This window comes from Desulfobulbus oligotrophicus, assembly GCF_016446285.1.
Classification (GTDB): Bacteria; Desulfobacterota; Desulfobulbia; order Desulfobulbales; family Desulfobulbaceae; genus Desulfobulbus; species Desulfobulbus oligotrophicus.
This window is the reverse complement of sequence record NZ_CP054140.1, coordinates 2,698,111-2,716,061: the sequence shown is the minus strand read 5'-3', so window position 1 is coordinate 2,716,061 and position 17,951 is coordinate 2,698,111. Positions and strand designations below refer to the sequence as shown.

The window sequence follows — 17,951 nt, the reverse complement described above, 5'->3', positions numbered from 1 at the left end:
GAGACTATCTGATTGTGTATACACCCGATAAGGAGGATGCATGACATGGACATCAACGAACACGCACCCATGAGAAAAATCAGTCTGAGACTGGCCGTCTGGGCGGCACTCTTTTTTATCACAGCCTGTACAGCTCCCCACCCTGATGGCCGGGCGGTCGATTCGACCTCTGAGAAAGAGACGTATCTCTGTGAGAGCGGCGTAGTTGTTGTTGCCTCGTACCCTGACACTGACTCTGCTGTTATCACGTATAGGGGGAAGGTCTATCCTCTGCGGATCGCTATTTCAGCCAGTGGGGCGCGTTACGTGCATGAACAGGTTGAATGGTGGACCAAGGGCTCGGGAAAAGGGTCCACAGGTTCACTGTTCCGACACAATAGCGATGGCAGCAGTGGAGATCTTCTTGAGCTGTGCACTGCTCAGGATACCAGAGCGGAAAGATAATGCAGCAATTGCCAGGTCGGCACCGCTGCCTGGAAACAGTAAAGAATAAAAAAATACAGGAGAAGAAAAAGACATGAAAAAGTATGCAGCAGAGCTTGTTGGTACGTTTTGGCTGGTCCTTGGCGGGTGTGGTAGTGCAGTGATCGGAGCCGCCTTTCCGGAGCTCGGTATCGGCCACCTGGGTGTTTCCCTGGCATTCGGGTTAACCGTGCTGACCATGGCGTACGCCATCGGGCATATTTCCGGATGCCATCTGAATCCGGCCGTCTCTGTGGGGCTCTGGGCAGGCGGGCGTTTTCCGGCAAAGGATCTTGTTCCCTATATCATCGCCCAGGTGATCGGCGGTATTCTTGCCGGTGGTGTCCTGTATCTTATTGCCACCGGGAAAGCAGGGTTTGATGTGGCTGCCGGTTTTGCCTCGAACGGTTATGGTAAGCACTCACCGGGTGGATATACGATGCAGGCGGCGTTGATCTCTGAAGTTGTGATGACCATGATCTTTATCGTTGTCATCATGGGGGCCACGGACAAGCGTGCTCCGGCCGGTTTTGCCCCGATCGCCATTGGTCTGTGTCTGACCCTGATTCACCTGATCAGTATTCCCGTGACCAACACCTCGGTTAACCCGGCCCGAAGCACCGGCGTTGCCCTGTATGTGGGTGACTGGGCAACTGCACAACTGTGGCTTTTCTGGCTGGCCCCGCTTGTTGGTGGTGTTTTAGGCGCCTTTATCTACCGCCTTATCGACAACTCTGAAAATTAAGATAACCGTGCCTGAGAAGCAATGATCGTTTGCCGGTCAGCTGGTACCGGCTTGGCATGCGGTGCGATACACCATGGAACAAGCAGCCTGCTTTGAACTCTGCGTGGTGTATCGTTGTCCGGGAACAAAAGGAGGGGAGCATGGGTGATCAGGCGTGTAGCGGCTGGAAGCAACAGATGATCTGTTCAGTGTGCGGCAAGGTCGTTGCCTGGATGCTCGTTGTGGCGGGACTGTTGTTCTCCAGCGTCGCATGCGCAGGCACCTTGCAGGGGACGGCAACCTATCGGGAGCGTATTGCCCTGCCCGTAGACGCGGTGTTTACCGTTGAGCTGCTGCAGGAGGCATCCAGGGCAGATGCTCCGGCAGCAGTGCTTGGCCGCAGCAAGCTGGAGCCCGCCGGCCAGCCGCCGTTTCGATTTACCATTGCCTATGATGACACTGCTGTGCAGCCGGAACGCACCTGCACGGTGCGTGCTGCTGTTACACATCAGGGGCAGGTACTGTTTGCCGCAGAAGCGATATACAGGCCATTGAACAGCCACAATGAGCCGCTGGATATGCTGCTGGTGTCTGTACAGGACAAGCCGCATGCCGAATCAAAGGTGGAGGGTATCGGTCTTTTACCTGCCTCGTATGAGGGGGAGTTTACTGTTGCCGGTAAGCGCACGACCATGCATCTGGACCTGTTGCCTGACGGCCGGTATCAGTTGCGCAGCATTGATTCCGGCAGGACCGTACCAGGTGGTACAGACAATATCGGCCGCTGGACATTCGACAGGAACAACCATCTTGTCTTACGTGGCAGCAACGACTTACCACTGTTTTTCAGTGTTGTTGAAGACGGTTCAACAGTACAGCGACTTGAGGCTCCAGGAAAGGTTGTGGATCCTTCAACAGATGATCGGTTGACCCGTTTGCTGTTCTACAGACCGATCGATCCCCGGTTGGAGCTCACCGGCATGTTTATCTACATGGCTGATGCCGCCGTCATCACCCTTTGTGCTGACGGTCGAAGACTCCCTGTGGCCATGGAAGGCGATTACAGATCACTTGAAGTTGCCTATCTCAAGACAGGTCCGCAGGCAGGGGAACCTTTACTGGTGAGCCTGGAGGGGTTGATCACCCTGCGACCGTCAATGGAGGAGAGTTTACCACCGCAACCAACGCTTGTTGTGCAGCGTTTTATCAGTGTCCGGCCGCAGGAGAGTTGCGGCAGTACAGCAGTGGACAGTGCCCTGCGCGGCATCCACTGGAAGCTTGTCCGTCTGGGGGACAGTCCGGTGGCTGTTGCCGAACACCAGGCTGCTCCGTACCTGTTCTTTGCCGTTGATGCGTTACATGTTTCCGGAAGCGGGGGGTGTAACGGTTTGGCGGGTAACTTCGAGCTGCAGGGGGACCGGTTACGTTTTGACCAGATGGCAATAACCATGAAGGCCTGTGCCGATGGTATGGAGCAGGAGAGGTCTTTTGTGGAAACACTGGCCAAGGTGCAGCGTTATCGCATCCGTGGCAGCCATCTGGAACTCCTTGATGCAGAGGGGACGGTGCGTGCTCAACTGGAGGCGAGTGAATGACGGGAAAAAAACAGCCCAACCCTGTGCCCGATTATCGGTGTATCAACGGTCTCCCTGTATCCGGTCAAAAAGGTGGACAACGATTATTTTGAAGAGAGCATCTGACAGGGAAAGCCTGCTTCCATGGTTTGTTCTGGATCAGTGACGCTCGCACTGTACACCGGGGGACGGCATCTGGGATCAACCCTGTTGCCGCTCGTTTTTTTCATGATGAAGACGCTGAAGATGCTGTGAGGCAGCGTCGTTGCGGCAGAGATTGTTTTGCCGACTGTGGAGCTGCAGGGAATGGCTCTTGTCAATATTGATACTGTGCTCACTGATACGTTGCGGTTGTTGAAAAATGCTGAGCCGCCGGGAGGGGTGTTACTGCTTTCGTATAAACGTAATCGGAGTATTGCCATCATTAAAAAAGATGCCATACTTTTTGAGATCCGTGAGGACGGCTATGAACAGCAGGTGTTTGATCTTTCCGGAGCTCGTCTGGCCAGAGAACTTAAAACACTTATAAAGCGGGAGTTTCCACGCAGCAGAAAAGTGCGGGTGGTCAGGTTTGCTCACCCGGAAGAGCTTGATCGTGAGTGGAAGGTATACTGACCGGTACTGTGCGTTACGCAGGTGTAAAGAGATGTTGCACGGAGAGGCTGCGCAGTTGTCGGTTGAACACGCCTTACAACATGAAGAAGTTGATGCTAATGGGTGTATGTTCGGTAGCCTTTGTCATCTCCTCATCCACAGCCAGCGAGGCTATATCGTCGGCAACCGCATCAACCGCTGCATCTTTTTCCTGGAACACCACCTTTAACGAAGATCGACAGGCAGGGCACATCTCAATACGCACCGCCTCATACATCTTTTCAAGGCCGTAGTATTCGATGTCTTTCGTATTTTCACACTGGGAACATTTGGCACGGACAACGTGCCACTGTGAACTGCACAGGGAACACTGCAGGTAACGGAGCCCGCTGGAGGCACCACCAGCGTGAACAATGGCGCTGACCGGCGCACTGCCGCACACAGGGCAATGTGGTGAGTGGCCTGAGAAACCAAGGTCCAGGCCGATCAGACTTCGTGCCCAAAAGGCCCAATGCACCTGTAAGGCAGCACCGATAAACAGGGCGGCCGCCACATCAAGACTCTTTTCTCCGGGGTTGTGCAACAGCAGATCAGCCTGTCTCTCCATCCAGGCTGTATCGCCTCTTCTAAGCGGTGCCAAAGCAGTTTTTCCTTCCTGTGGCAGCGACGAATCAGTTGCTGCTATCGCCCGTTGAACAGCTGTACGCCAGGATGCATGCCGAGGCCATCCGGCCGGTGCCAGTGGTGGCAGGCGATGGGTTTTACACTGCAGAAGCAGATGGTTATCAACAGGGGGCAGTTGCGTTGAACTGAGCAGCTCGTCGTGTTGCCACCTGGTCAGTTCCGTCAGAAACAGAAGATAGTTCTCTAACGCATGGTTTTTTGCCAGGTGTTGGAGTCGCCGGGAGCGGCGGAGGAAAAGATCCTCCGCCGGCAGACAGAGTTCAACAATGGAACCCGCAGCTGTTTCAAGCTGACCAGGCTGTAGAACAGAGCCCCCTGTCACAGGTTGTCACCTGCCCATTGGCGGAACTGCAGATTGCTGCAAGCAGGGATGGTTGTCACCTCTTTGTTGTATACTGAACTGTTCCTGTTCATGCCGTACCCTGCGATTTTTTCCCGGTCTCAGCCATCTCCTGGTACCAGGTTGTGCTGTGGTGCCTGGCCCAGGCAGCGGTCACCCAGCCCCTGGTCATGGAACGGATGGCCCCACGGGTCCAGTAGGCGGCGTACACGTGCACGATGAAGCAGAGCAGGATGACAAAGGCGGTAAAGGCATGTACCACAGCTGCTATGCGTCGCATCTCAATGGAAAATTCGGGCGCAAACCACGGCTGCCAGAGAAGAAATCCGGAAGCCAGCAGCACGAGGATGCACAACAGCAGCACTCTGGTGAGGAGTTTTTGACCTAAGTTGTACTTGCCGATGGCCGGAATACCTGCTGGTCTGTTGCGCAGAAACTCACCCAGATGTTTGAACCATTGCCAGTCAGCAGAGGTGATGCGGTTGTCTTTCCATACCCGTGCCACTAAGACAAGAAAGCAGAGTGCTAAGATCACACCAAAGAAAGGGTGCAGAATACGCGCCCAGGTCCCGCCGCCGAACAGGCTGGTCAGCCAGTAGAAGGCGGGGTGAAAAAAACCGAGCCCGGAGAGACCGGTCAGGATGAACAGGATGGCCACCAGCCAGTGGTTAAGCCGTTCGCCGGTGGAGTGCCGCAGGATCATTTGTTGTCTGCTCATAGCGTTTCCTCCTCTTCCTCGTTGATCTCGTTTGGTCCCTGGGTCAGAAAATGGACGACACCGCCGACAATGGCTGCGCCTAAACCGATGCCCATCACGGTTTTCGCAATATCCTTCCAGAGAACAACCAGCGGGCTGATGCCCGGATCACTGGGCAGCCCGCTGTACAGTTCGGGCCGGTCGGCGTGTTGCAGCACATACATCACATGGGTGCCGTCCACGCCCGGGGGATTGTACAGGCCGGCATTCCGGTAGCCACGTTCTTTCAGATCGGCAATGCGACCGGCGCTGTGTTCGAGCAGGTCCTCTTTTGCGCCGAACAGGATTGCACCGGTGGGGCAGGTCTTGGCACAGGCCGGTTCACGGCCCACAGCCACCCGATCCGAGCACAGCGTACACTTGTACGCCTTGTTGTCGGTTGCCGAGAGCCGGGGGATATTGAATGGACAGCCGATAATACAGTAGCCGCAGCCCACGCAGGCCTCCTGATGAAAGTCGACAATCCCGTTGCTGTACTGAATAATCGCCCCTGGAGCAGGGCAGGATTTAAGGCAACCCGGATCTGAGCAGTGCATACAGCCGTCCTTGCGGATCAGCCATTCAAGACGGCCGGGGTCGGGTTCAACCTCGGCAAAGCGCATCACGGTCCACGACTGGGCCGAGAGATCAGCCGGGTTGTCATATACACCCCGATTGGTGCCGACAGTATCCCGCAGGTCGTTCCACTCCATACAGGCGACCTGACAGGCCTTACAGCCGATACATTTAGAGATGTCGATCAGTTTGGCTATTTCCAGGGTGGTCCGCGCCTGGGGTGATGGCGTGGTGGTGGCGGAGCGTCTTCTGATATCAAGGGATTGCAGTGCCATGATTCACCTCCTTACACCTTTTCAATGGCCACGAGGAATGATTTGAATTCCGGTGTCTGGGTATTGGCATCGCCGACAAACGGGGTCAGCGTATTGGTGATGTAGCCGTTTTTAGTCAGACCCAGGAATCCCCAATGGATCGGAACACCCACAGTATGGACTGTTTTGCCGTTGATCTGCAGGGAACGGATGCGTTTGGTCACCACAGCTGCAGCCACTATAAATCCTCGCTTGGATCGGACCCGTACACTGTCACCGGCCTTGACTCCCAGTTCTTTGGCCAGATCTTCACCGATCTCGACAAACTGTTCCGGCTGCAGGATGGCATCGAGTGCGGCATGCTTTGTCCAGAAATGAAAGTGCTCGGTCAGCCGGTAGGTGGTGCAGACATGGGGGAACTGGTCGGCTGTGCCGAAGCTCTCCCAGTCGCCGGTGAACACGCGTGCCGCCGGATTGGCCCTGGCGGTACTGTTGTGCGGATGCAGTGGATTGACATCCAGAGGTGATTCAAAGGGTTCGTAGTGTTCCGGAAACGGGCCTTCGGCCATCTTGTCAACCGCAAAGAAGCGGGCAACGCCTTCCGGGTTCATGATGAATGGGCCCATACCGTTTTCCGGGGCTGACAGGGCATTGAAATCCGGGATATCAGCACCAGACCATGCTGCCCTGACCGGATCCCAGGCGATCAACGTCCGTTTTGGATCAAAGGGTTTACCGGTGAGATCGCAGGAGGCACGGTTGTACAGGATCCGTCGGTTGGCGGGCCACGAAAAGGCCCAGTTCAGAGTCTGGCCGATGCCGTATGGATCGGCATTGTCACGACGGGCCATCAGATTACCCTTTTCCGACCAGCTGCCTGAAAAAAGCCAGCAGCCGCAGGCAGTGGAGCCGTCATCCCGCAGTTCGGCGAAGCCGTTGAGCTGTTGGCCGGCTTTAAACAGGTGCTTATCCGGTTCCTTGGGATCGGCCATATCCGTCACTGCCGTTCCGGAGAACTCCCGGGCCAGCTCCTCTGGAGATGGACTTTCCGGTTGTCGATAATTCCAGGTCAGATTGAGGATCGGTTCGGGAAAAACGCCGCCGTTTTGCTGGTAGAGTGCGCGCAGTCTGAGGAAGATACCGGCCATGATGGCCTGATCACTTTTGGCCTCACCCGGTGGTGCCGCGGCCTTCCAGTGCCACTGCAGCCAGCGTCCTGAGTTGACCAGAGAACCGTCTTCTTCGGCAAAACAGGTGGAGGGCAGGCGGAACACCTCGGTCTGGATGGTGGCGGGATCAACATCATTGTACTCACCATGGTTCTGCCAGAATTCCGAGGTCTCGGTTGCCAGCGGATCGATCACCACCATGAATTTAAGCTTGGCCATGGCACCGGCCACTTTGACCTTGCAGGGAGCTGAGGCCAGCGGGTTGAACCCCTGGCAGATATATCCGTTGACCGTGCCGTTGTGCATGTTCTCGAAGACCTGCAGGATATCGTACTCTTTGTCGAGTTTCGGCAGCCAGTCAAAACACCAGTTGTTCTCTGTGGTTGCGGCCGAGCCATACCAGGATTTCATGAGGCTGACAAAGAATTTACCGTAATTCTGCCAGTAGCTCATCTGTCCCGGCCGGAGCGGTTTGAAGGCCCTTGCCTGCAGATAGGTTTGATAACTCTGTTCGTTATCACGTGCCAGCGTCAGGTAACCGGGCAGCAGATTTGACAGCAACCCAAGATCGGTAAGTCCCTGAATATTGGAGTGGCCGCGAAGTGCATTCATACCGCCACCGGGAACACCGATGTTGCCGAGCAGCAGCTGGACCATGGCTCCGGTGCGGATCATCTGTGATCCCTGGGAGTGCTGGGTCCAGCCCAGGGCATACATGATGGTCATGGTCTTGTCAGGGGCAGCGGTTTTGGCAATAGCCTCGCATACGGTGAGAAAATCCTCTTTTGGTGTGCCGCAGATAGTGGACACCATCTCCGGCGTGTAGCGGCTGTAGTGTTTTTTCAGCAACTGATAGACACAGCGCGGGTGCTGCAGGGTCGGGTCTGTCCGGACATAGCCGTCGTCACCGAGCTGGTATCCCCAGCTTGTCCTGGTGTAGGAACGCTTTTCCGGGTTATAGCCACTGAACAGTCCGTCTTTAAAGGTGAAGTCTTCTTTTACCAGGAAGGAGAAGTCTGTGTAATTTCTGACGTACTCGTGCTGAATGGTGTTGGTGCTGAGCAGATAGTTGATGACGCCGCCGAGAAAAGCAATATCGGTACCCGCCCGAAGTGGTGCATACATATCCGCCACAGCAGCAGAGCGGGTGAACCGTGGATCAACAACAATCAGTTTGGCCTTGCGATGGGCCTTGGCTTCAGTAACCCATTTAAAGCCGCAGGGGTGTGCTTCGGCGGCATTACCGCCCATTATGAGAACAAGGTCGGCGTTCTTGATGTCGACCCAGTGGTTGGTCATGGCGCCGCGGCCGAACGTGGGGGCAAGACTTGCCACCGTTGGACCGTGTCAGACCCGGGCTTGATTGTCAAAGGCCAGCAGGCCTAAGCTCCGGGCAATTTTATGGGTCAGGTAACCGGTTTCATTACTGGAGGCAGAGGCGGCAAGAAAACCGGTCGAGGTCCAGCGGTTGACTGTTTGTCCCTGTTCGTTGGTGGCAAGAAAGTTGGCATCCCGGTCCTGTTTCATCAGAGCTGCGATGCGACTGAAGGCTTCCTCCCAGCTGATGCGCTGCCACTGTTTGCTGCCGGGAGCACGGTACTCCGGATACTTCAGGCGGTTGGGGCTGTGAATGAAGTCGAGGAGACCTGCACCTTTCGGACACAGGGTCCCGCGGTTGACCGGATGATCCGGATCACCTTCAATGTGGATGATTTCTGGAGGAGCGTTGTGTGAGGTGTCGCCCAAGCTGTAGACAAGCAGGCCACATCCTACAGAGCAGTACGGACAGGTGTTACGGGTTTCGGTGGCGCGGGTGAGTTTGAATGCACGGACTTCGGCTTTGGCGTGGTCAGGGGTAAAACCCAGGGTCGCCATACTGGAGCCACCGGCCGCCGCTGCACAGATTTTTAGAAATTGCCGTCTATTGGTGCGCATCACGTCCTCCTTTTGTTTGTGGCATATAGAGTTTTTTGTTTATGACTGGGAATGCTTTGGGTCGGGATCCTCCGGATAAGATAGTGATAAATAAAAGGTGATGTTTTTTAAACTGATCGATATGGCTCCTCTTTGTCAAGAAAAAATAACATGTCAGATCAAAGAAGTGTACACTCCCTACCTACCACAGAATGCCGATTGAGGGTTGTTTTTCCAGGACTGTGCAAAAGAAAGTATAAAGGGGTGATGCAAACCAGGTGCTCCGGTTTAGATGCTCAGCCAGGTTCATGGATATCATGCCCGTCAGACAACCCTCACTCTCCCAATGCACCAGACACCCGTTAATACGGCTGCACGCCGGCCCTGGGTGAGGGGCCTGACCGGGTCGGTCTCTTTTGAGGCTGTCCTTGCCTTTGATGGACATTTATGGTCCTATCTTCTGCTAAAAGTCCAGGGTTACGGTCTGCTCTGCGGCTGTCTGCCCACCACCCGCCGGAACCGGCTGCAAAGGGTATCCTATAGCAAAGGTTTGACGATTTCAGGGACAACATAGGAGAGCGTGAAGAAAAGATGACGACACCACCACCTGAACTACTATCATCTTCAGTTTTTGCAGGCCGTCTTGTAATGATCGGTTGCGGGAGTATCGGTCAGGCTGTGCTGCCGGTTCTTGGTCGACATCTTGAGGATATTTACAGTCGGATGACTGTTCTTGCCGCTGATGAAGCCGGCCGGCGCCTTGCCCGGCAAAGCGGTGTACAGTTTATTCACTGCAATCTGACTCCAGGCAATTATCGGAAGATACTGAAAAATCATATCCGCCGGGGTGATCTTCTGTTGAACGTTTCAGTGGGTGTCTCCAGTATTGATCTGATTCGGTACTGTGCTGAGGTCGGGGCACTGTACGTTGACACCTCCATAGAACCATGGCCGGATGTGTTTGACAATCCCATGCTGGAACTGGAGGAACGAACCAACTACGTTATCCGTACCCAGGTTTTAGAGCTTGCCAAGGAGTTAGGTCCTGATTCCCCGACCGCAGTGGTTGATCACGGTGCCAATCCCGGGCTGGTCTCCCATTTTGTCAAGCGTGCACTCTTAGATGTCAGGGCAATGGTCGGCAACAACACACCAACACCCTCTACACGTGAAGAGTGGGCCCGTCTTGCTCAGGCTCTCGGGGTATGCACGATTCAGATTTCAGAACGTGACACGCAGGCCAGTCAACGGCCAAAGCGGCAGGGTGAATTTATCAATACCTGGTCTATAGACGGATTTGTGGACGAGCTGATGCAACCGGCTGAGCTGTCCATCGGCACTTTTGAGAAACGGCGGCCCCGAGGCGCACGTGAACACCGCCCGGGTTCCGGCACCTTTTATCTGCAACGCCCGGGTGCCAGTACCTTTGCCCGCAGCTGGGTTCCCTCGATCGGTGGCTTTCAGGGAATGATTGTCACCCATGACGAAGTGCTGGCTATTGCCGATTATCTGTCAATTCGTGCTGGGGAGACGTTTTTATATCGGCCGAGTGTGATGTTTGTTTACCATCCCTGTGATGATGGTATGCTTTCCGCCCTGGAGCTGGAGGGCAGCGGCTGGGTACGGCAGCCCTTTTCCCGGCTCCTTGGGGTGGATATTGTTGAGGGCATGGATGAGCTGGGTGTTTTGCTGGCCGGACATGAACGAAACGCCTACTGGTACGGCTCGCAACTGACCATCACCCAGGCACGACAACATGTAGCCTATGCCAATGCCACCACCATGCAGGTGGTGGCCGGTGCGATTGCCGCCATTGTCTGGGCTGTCCGTCATCCCTGCCGAGGCGTGGTTGAACCGGAAGATCTGGATTTTGAAGACTGTCTGGCCATGGCAATACCCTACTTGGGTCCCATGGTCGGGGAGTACACCGAATGGACACCGCTTGATGGTCGGGGCAAGTATTTTCCGGAAAAACTTGATGTTCAGAACCCCTGGCAGCTGCAGAATATCCGCAGCAGGCAGTGGTATGGCGAGTGACGGTTCAGGAGTGTGCCCTGTTGAACCATCCCCGACCGGAGTAAGCGTCCAGACTGGTTGTGTGCACAGTTCTGTAAAAAATGAGCACTGCTGTATAGAGCATGTAAGGTAGTATCACCGCCGGCATCCATAATCGAAACAAGAGGGGGTATCTCTAAGGGACATCAGGAGAGAGATCTCATGAAACGAATAAAGGTTGTTCACCTTCTGGTTGTTGTTGCTTTTGTTCTTCTCTCGGTTGGGTTTTCACTGACCACCTGGAAGATGTTTGAATTTCGGGATCGGCATCACGGGATTATCAACAATATCCGCCATGAGCAGACCCTGACCAGGAATGAGGTATATGACGATAATGTGATCGTGTTTTTCGGCGACTCGCAGATTACTCTCTGGTGGATGGCCCCGTCCTTTGGAGCACTGCCCATTCTCAACCGGGGTGTGGGGGGGGATTGGGCTGAAAGGGCTGTGCATCGGTTTGATCAGGATGTGCTCAGTCTACAGCCGAAGTTACTGGTCATGCTCATCGGTACAAATGATATCGGTAACGGCCGGTCGGTTGAGAGGATCACAGCGAGTATGGATGACATGCTGGGCAGAGCATCGGAACAAAATATCCCGGTTCTTGTATGCAGTGTGCTGCCGGTTCGGGACGGCTACCTGGACAGCCGTCCTCTGGAACGGATACAGCAAGTCAACGATCAGTTGCAGGTGCTCTCGCAGAAGTACAATGCCGGGTATGTTGATCTGTACTCCCATCTTGTTGATGCAGACGGACTCTTGAAAGAAGAGTACACAACCGACGGGTTGCACCTGAGCAGGATGGGATATATGCGGATAACAAAAGTACTGCTTCCGCATCTTTTGCAGCAAACAGTTCTGTTTCTTTAAGAGCAAAGAAAAAGGTGTTCATTTTGTCAGAGCATGCAGGCGGTACCGGACAAAGAGCTGATCGCCTCCTGGGGGGACGGTTCTGAGCGACAGAAAACCGACCAGGTCAGATAACGGAAGTGGGGACGACCTCACCGCTCCAATCTCTATCGGGGACGACCTCGACATCTGTGAAAGGAAAAGATATGTCTTGGCTTATTCTTACTGTTGCAGGGTTCTTTGAAACCGGCTGGGCAGTCGGATTGAAGTACACAGAGGGTTTTTCCCGGTTATGGCCCACTGTCTGGACCATGGTGTCCATGCTTATCAGTCTGTGGCTGCTGGGCATTGCCATGAAGTCCTTGCCATTGGGAACCGCCTACGCGGTCTGGGTGGGTATCGGCGCTGTAGGCACTGTGGTGTTGGGTATTGTCCTTTTTGAAGAGCCGACCAACTTTGCGCGCCTCTTCAGTGTCGGCCTTATTGTTGCCGGAATCATTGGTTTGAAGTTTGCCACACCGTCGTAAGTAGACAGTCGATCGGGTCCGGGATGGTCGGGTTCTTCGCCTTCACCGTGGCGATGTGCTGCAGAAAGAGAGAGATGAATCCTGAGTCGTATGACCGGTGGTCGGAATAGGATCCTGGGCAGTGGACAGGAGAGCGTGCGCTCTTGTTGCTTCTTGTCGTGTCAATAGACAGGTATGACCGTCAGCTGATCTCCCTGTGGTGATGAAGAAAACTGCGGAAGGCCAGGGGCAGGGTCAGGGCAAAGCCGCCGGCCAGGACGACAAAGGCTGTCTGCAGGCCGCTGGTGTCACTGATCCAGCCGATGGCCGGGCCAGTGGCCACATAGCCTACCCGAAACAGCAGGCTGTGCAGGCTGAGAAGACTGGCTCGCATGTACCGGGAGGCCTCCTGCTGGAGAAAACTGCGGATAATCGGTCCCTGCAGGCCGCGCATCGCTGTCAGGAGATAGTAGAACAGAAAACTGCCGAGCATCGTCGTCAGCCCCAGACCCAGAAAGGCCAGCACAATCAGGCCGATGAACAGCAGGTAGATTCGTTTGATCCCGACCCTGGCAAGCACCCAGTGGCTGTGATAGGCACAGAAGGCAACGGTGAGGTTGGCACCGGCCCAGATCGGTCCAAACCAGGCCAGTGGTACGGCGCACTGCTGCATGAACGGTTGCACCAGCCAGACCGGATAGAAAGAGGCCAGGCTGAGCAGTACGCCGAAAACCATGGTTGCCCGAACCCGTTTTTGTTCAACAAAGCAGTAACGGCTGATACGAAACGCCTCTTTAACATGTGAACTGATGTGCGGTCTTTTTTCCCCCTCAGGTTCCTGAAGAGTCAGGACCACGGCCAGGGCAACCACCCATACGCCGATCTGGATCATAAAGGGCAAAAGAGGGTTGGCTACATACAGAAGCCCGGCACAGAGGGCCCCGCCTGCCTCGCCAATCTGCGCCCATCCTGCCATTCGGCCGTCGCAGCGGGTGTACAGTTCGGTTTGCCCGTCTGCTCGCAGGGTCTCATACAGCAGAGCATTGTCGGAACCGCTTATAAAGGCGTGACTGACGCCGAGCAGCAGTTCAGCGCCGACCACATGCCAGAAGTTTTGGGCAAAGAGGTAGGCACCCCAGCCGATCAGACCAAAACCACAGGCAATGAGAAGCGAGCGGCGATAGCCGAGGTGGTCGCTGATATAGCCGGAGGGGTACTCCATGATCAGGCTGGCGCCTGAAAAAAAGACGTTGATCAGCAGGATTTCCGTCAGCGACAGACCGATCTGATCCTTCCAGAACAGGGTGATGATCGCCATGGGAAAGAGCATCATCTTAAGTGCGGCAAAGATGTTCAGCTTGAGGATGTTGCGGGTCATGGTCGGATCGGGTTAAAGAGGAGGCTGATCAGTAAAAACCGTTTTGCACAGAAACCGGAATCATCGAAACGAGACTGCACAGCGGATTTTGTCTGGACGGTGTACAACCGTTGTCTGTCTTTTGGCGGTATTTTCGCCGGTGAGACAGAGCGTGTCTGTTTGAGAAACAGCGAGTCAATGCGTGCGGCAAACTGCAGAAACGCACCTGTTTTTTTTTACCATAGATACCTGTTCGCCCGGTATAGTTTTGTTGAGGTACGTGCGGCAAGTACTTTTTATCTGTCGGGCAGCTGTCTGCACAGTCCGTCATCGTTTTTTTGTGCTCAATGGAGAGAATCTATGCAACTTTTTACCATTAATCCGGCAACCTGTAATCGTGACGGTATCTGTGCCAAGGTCTGTCCGCTCGGCATCATTGCCTGGAGTGAAGGGACGATGCCGGTGCCGACTGAGGATGCATCCAGACTGTGTATTCGTTGCGGGCACTGTGTAGCCGTCTGTCCCACCGGCAGTTTTGACCACCGGAACATGCCCATGACGGCCTGTTCGCCGGCACGGCCGGATCTGCCCATGGATGTGGTCCAGTGTGAATACTTCCTCCGGGCCCGGCGCTCCATCCGGGTGTACCGTGATACAGCCGTTGAAAAGGAGAAACTGGCCCAGCTGATCGATATCGCCCGTTATGCCCCTTCCGGTCTTAACGCACAGGAAGCGCGCTGGCTGGTCATTGGCGATCGCACGGAACTGCGACGGCTCAGTGCCACGGTCATTGACTGGATGCAGTGGTTGCAGGCCAATCAGCCGGAAACTGCACAGAGATATAATGCTGTCGGGCTTATACAAAGATGGCAGGCCGGGCAGGATGTTATTTTACGTGGAGCACCGGCCCTGATCGTCACCTATGCAAAGGAAGGCAGCCGGAGTGCTCCTGCGACCTGCACCCTGGCGTTGAGCTATCTGGAGCTGGCTGCCGGCACTCTCGGGCTCGGCTGCTGCTGGGCCGGATATTTGAACGCTGCGGCGGCGGCCTTTCCACCGCTGGTCACTGCCCTGCAGCTGCCGGAAGGTTTTCAGTGTTACGGTGCAATGATGATCGGTTACCCCAGATTTATGTACAAACGTTTACCGACACGAAAAACACCGGCTGTTGAATGGCGACTGTAAAGCGGTTTGTCCGGTACTGCCTGCATAGTTATCCGGGGAGTTGTTCTTCGCTGTTATCAGGAATCGTCATGTGGTTTATTTTACCGCTTGCGCACAGTCCGGGGCGATGCTTATACAGACACCGTTCCTGATTGTATTCCCCTGGACTGGTTCGTGAGAAGAAAATGACGACTAAATCAACGGTGACTTCCGGTCAGGCGGCCTGGCACTCCATGGATGCTGCGGCTGTTTTTCAGCAGCTTGACAGCTGTCAGGCCGGGTTAAGTACGGAGCAGGCCCGTGAACGTGGACGGATGCACGGCCCTAACCGGATTCTCAGAAAATCGAAAGACAGCGTGTGGCAGCTGCTCTGGCGACAGATCAACAATCCTTTAATCTGGGTGTTGTTGTGGGCAGCGGTTGTCGCCATGCTGCTTGGCAAGGCAACCGATGGGATGGTGGTCCTTGCCGTGGTTCTGATCAATGCCGTCATCGGATTTATTCAGGAGTTCAAGGCAGGCCGGGCGATTGAAGCACTGTCGGGCATGGTCCCTCAAAACGCGACAGTACTGCGAGACGGCACAACCAGGATGGTCCCGGCAGTGGATCTTGTCCCGGGTGATGTGGTGTTTCTGGCCGCAGGCGACAGTGTGCCTGCAGATATGCGTCTGGTCACCTTGAAGAATCTGCAGGTTGAAGAGGCAGCCCTTACCGGGGAATCGGTACCGGTCCAGAAAACAGTGCTTCCGGCCGCTGCTGCTGCCGTGCTTGGAGACCGTACCTGCATGGCCTATAGCGGAACCCTGGTTACCGCGGGTACGGCAACGGCGGTGGTGACCGGAATCGGGATGACGACCGAACTCGGCCGGATTTCGGATATGCTGGACAGCACGGTCAGTTTGGATACACCGCTGACTAAAAAGCTGGCTGAGATCAGCACCTGGATAACCATTGCCACCGTGCTTATCTCTGCTGTGATCCTGGCCATCGGGGTGAAGAGAGCCCTGGACATGGCTGTTCCGCTCGGATCAGCCTTAAAAGAAACCCTTATGTTTGCCATTGCCCTGGCTGTGGGGGCGATTCCTGAAGGGTTGCCCGCAGTGGTGACCATTGCCCTGGCCATTGGTGTGCAGCGGATGGCAAAACGTAATGCCATCATCCGCCATCTGCCCGCTGTTGAGACGTTGGGTTCGACCACGGTGATCTGCTCCGACAAAACCGGTACCCTGACCCGTAATGCCATGACCGTCACTGAGCTGATGACCGGTGACAGCGTGGTTCAGGTGAGCGGTCTGGGGTACGAACCAGAGGGAAGTTTTCTGGTGGACGGGCGCAGGGATGTGCCGTTGCCGGCATCGATCAGGGAGCTGTTGCTCATGTCGGTGCTGTGTAATGATGCTACGCTGCGTCATGAACAGGGGGGGTGGTCCATCACGGGCGATCCCACAGAGGCCGCTTTGCTGGTGGCGGCAGCCAAGGCGAATCTGACGGCTGAGGAGCTCAACACCCGTTATCCGCGATTGGATGAGCTCCCTTTTGCCTCGGAACTGCAGTACATGGCAACACTGCACGGCGGTACAGTGCCGATGGTGGTGATCAAGGGTGCACCGGAGGTGGTGTGGAAACGCTGCCGGCAGGCAGTGGATGCTGCACAGCAGCAGATGATAACCGCGGCCATATCGCAGATGGGAGCAAAAGGCATGCGGGTGCTGGCGCTTGCTTCTAAACCTTGGACCATGGCCGGCGGGCAACTGTCCGAAGCTGCTGTGGCGGATGGTTTTGTTTTTCTCGGTTTAATCGGCATGATTGATCCGCCGCGTCGCGAAGCCATTGAGGCTGTTCAGACCTGTCATCAGGCAGGAATTGTGGTGAAGATGATCACCGGCGACCATCGGGCCACAGCCCTTGCCATTGGTACCGACCTGAATCTGTCCACCGGTGACAAGGTGATGAGCGGAGCTGAACTGGCGGTCATGGAGGAGGAAGATCTGGCAACAGCGGCCAATGACACGAACATCTTTGTTCGTGTGGCACCGGAACATAAGCTGCAACTGGTCCGTGCTCTGCAGCAGCGCCATCATGTTGTGGCCATGACCGGTGACGGCGTTAACGATGCACCTGCACTCAAGCAGGCGAATATCGGTGTGGCCATGGGTGTTGCGGGCACAGCTGTCTCCAAAGAGGCTGCGGATATTGTCCTTGCCGATGACAACTTTGCCACCATCGGCGCAGCCGTGGAAGAGGGGAGACGCGTGTATGATAATCTTATAAAATCACTGGCCTTTCTTTTACCCACTAATCTGGGACTTGCCCTGATCCTGGTATACGGCATCATGTTTTTTCCGTTTGATCCCATCACCAGGGTCCTGCTCTTACCGATGTTGCCGACCCAGTTACTGTGGATCAACCTGGTGGCCGCGGTGACTCTTGCCCTGCCGCTGGCCTTTGAGGTAAAAGAACCCGATATCATGCATCGACCGCCGCGTGATCCGGAGGCGCGCCTGTTTTCCGGTTTTGTGGTCTTCCGGATAGTCAGCGTCTCCGTGCTCATGACTGCCGGAACCATTCTCCTGTTTGTGCTGGAGTACCGCTGGGGACAGGCCGCGGGCCTGACTTCGGTCGATGCTCTGGTCAAGGCGCAGACGATTGCCGTCACCTTTGTGATTTTTTTCCAGATCTTCTATCTGATCCACTGTCGCTCCTTAAGAGACAGCATCCTCAAAATAGGCTGGTTCAGCAACCCCACAATTTTTCTGGGCGTCGGCGTTATCCTCGCTCTGCAGGCCCTGTTCATTTACCTGCCTTTTTTTCAGCAGGTGTTTCAGACCGTACCGCTGTCGGTTGCCGATCTTGGTTTGACCGCTGCGGCAGGTTTTGTCATCTTTCCCCTGATTTCTCTGGAAAAATGGGTTCGCTCCCTTATGTGGCACAAACAGCACCGGTGAGGAGCAACAGGAGCATACTCCGAGGACGAACCGACAAGGGTGCACCGG

General features: G+C 55.3%; 14 protein-coding genes. 9 read left to right on the top strand and 5 right to left on the bottom strand.

Annotated elements, in window-relative coordinates:
- The first annotated feature begins 45 nt into the window (after positions 1-45).
- The 4 genes from HP555_RS12470 (at position 46) to HP555_RS12455 (ending at position 3,375) form a co-directional block, all read left to right on the top strand.
- A complete protein-coding gene (locus tag HP555_RS12470) occupies positions 46-444 on the top strand; it encodes an MliC family protein (protein ID WP_199262907.1) in 399 nt (132 codons plus the stop codon).
- A gap of 73 nt (positions 445-517) precedes the next feature.
- Positions 518-1,207 carry an aquaporin Z gene (gene aqpZ / locus HP555_RS12465; RefSeq protein ID WP_199262906.1) on the top strand — a complete coding sequence of 230 codons (690 nt, stop codon included), beginning with the start codon at positions 518-520 and terminating at the stop codon, positions 1,205-1,207.
- 140 nt (positions 1,208-1,347) lie between these two features.
- Positions 1,348-2,781, top strand: a complete 1,434-nt coding sequence (locus tag HP555_RS12460) for an META domain-containing protein (RefSeq protein ID WP_199262905.1) — start codon at positions 1,348-1,350, stop codon at positions 2,779-2,781.
- 261 nt (positions 2,782-3,042) lie between these two features.
- Positions 3,043-3,375: a hypothetical protein gene (locus HP555_RS12455; protein ID WP_199262904.1), complete on the top strand. Its 333-nt coding sequence runs from the start codon at positions 3,043-3,045 to the stop codon at positions 3,373-3,375.
- A gap of 73 nt (positions 3,376-3,448) precedes the next feature.
- Here the strand turns inward: HP555_RS12455 and fdhE are convergent, their stop codons facing one another.
- The 4 genes from fdhE to fdnG all read right to left on the bottom strand — a co-directional run bounded on the left by fdhE (position 3,449) and on the right by fdnG (position 9,048).
- Positions 3,449-4,360 carry a formate dehydrogenase accessory protein FdhE gene (gene fdhE / locus HP555_RS12450; RefSeq protein WP_199262903.1) on the bottom strand — a complete coding sequence of 304 codons (912 nt, stop codon included), beginning with the start codon at positions 4,358-4,360 and terminating at the stop codon, positions 3,449-3,451.
- A gap of 88 nt (positions 4,361-4,448) precedes the next feature.
- The gene (locus tag HP555_RS12445) at positions 4,449-5,096 is read right to left on the bottom strand and encodes a formate dehydrogenase subunit gamma (RefSeq protein ID WP_199262902.1); all 648 of its coding nucleotides are present in this window, start codon (positions 5,094-5,096) and stop codon (positions 4,449-4,451) included.
- Positions 5,093-5,965, bottom strand: a complete 873-nt coding sequence (gene fdxH, locus HP555_RS12440) for a formate dehydrogenase subunit beta (protein ID WP_199262901.1) — start codon at positions 5,963-5,965, stop codon at positions 5,093-5,095. Before fdxH ends, HP555_RS12445 begins: the two co-directional genes overlap by 4 nt.
- An 11-nt stretch (positions 5,966-5,976) precedes the next feature.
- Complete coding sequence (fdnG, locus tag HP555_RS12435; RefSeq protein WP_269846847.1) at positions 5,977-9,048, bottom strand: formate dehydrogenase-N subunit alpha; 3,072 nt, start codon at positions 9,046-9,048, stop codon at positions 5,977-5,979.
- A 570-nt stretch (positions 9,049-9,618) separates the two neighbouring features.
- Between fdnG and HP555_RS12425 the strand changes: the two genes are divergently transcribed.
- The 3 genes from HP555_RS12425 (at position 9,619) to sugE (ending at position 12,458) form a co-directional block, all read left to right on the top strand.
- Entirely contained in the window at positions 9,619-11,064 is a 1,446-nt protein-coding gene (locus HP555_RS12425) for a saccharopine dehydrogenase NADP-binding domain-containing protein (protein WP_199262898.1), read from the top strand.
- A gap of 180 nt (positions 11,065-11,244) precedes the next feature.
- A complete protein-coding gene (locus HP555_RS12420; RefSeq protein ID WP_199262897.1) occupies positions 11,245-11,952 on the top strand; it encodes a GDSL-type esterase/lipase family protein in 708 nt (235 codons plus the stop codon).
- Between the two features lie 185 nt (positions 11,953-12,137).
- Positions 12,138-12,458, top strand: coding sequence for a quaternary ammonium compound efflux SMR transporter SugE (gene sugE / locus HP555_RS12415; RefSeq protein ID WP_199262896.1), 321 nt, complete (start codon positions 12,138-12,140; stop codon positions 12,456-12,458).
- Between the two features lie 181 nt (positions 12,459-12,639).
- Here sugE and HP555_RS12410 read toward each other — a convergent pair whose 3' ends face one another.
- A complete protein-coding gene (locus HP555_RS12410) occupies positions 12,640-13,815 on the bottom strand; it encodes an MFS transporter (RefSeq protein WP_199262895.1) in 1,176 nt (391 codons plus the stop codon).
- 339 nt (positions 13,816-14,154) lie between these two features.
- On the opposite strand from HP555_RS12410, the gene HP555_RS12405 reads away from it, so the two are divergent.
- The gene (locus tag HP555_RS12405; RefSeq protein WP_199262894.1) at positions 14,155-14,979 is read left to right on the top strand and encodes a nitroreductase family protein; all 825 of its coding nucleotides are present in this window, start codon (positions 14,155-14,157) and stop codon (positions 14,977-14,979) included.
- A gap of 164 nt (positions 14,980-15,143) precedes the next feature.
- Positions 15,144-17,903: a cation-translocating P-type ATPase gene (locus HP555_RS12400; RefSeq protein ID WP_199262893.1), complete on the top strand. Its 2,760-nt coding sequence runs from the start codon at positions 15,144-15,146 to the stop codon at positions 17,901-17,903.
- Positions 17,904-17,951 lie beyond the last annotated feature (48 nt).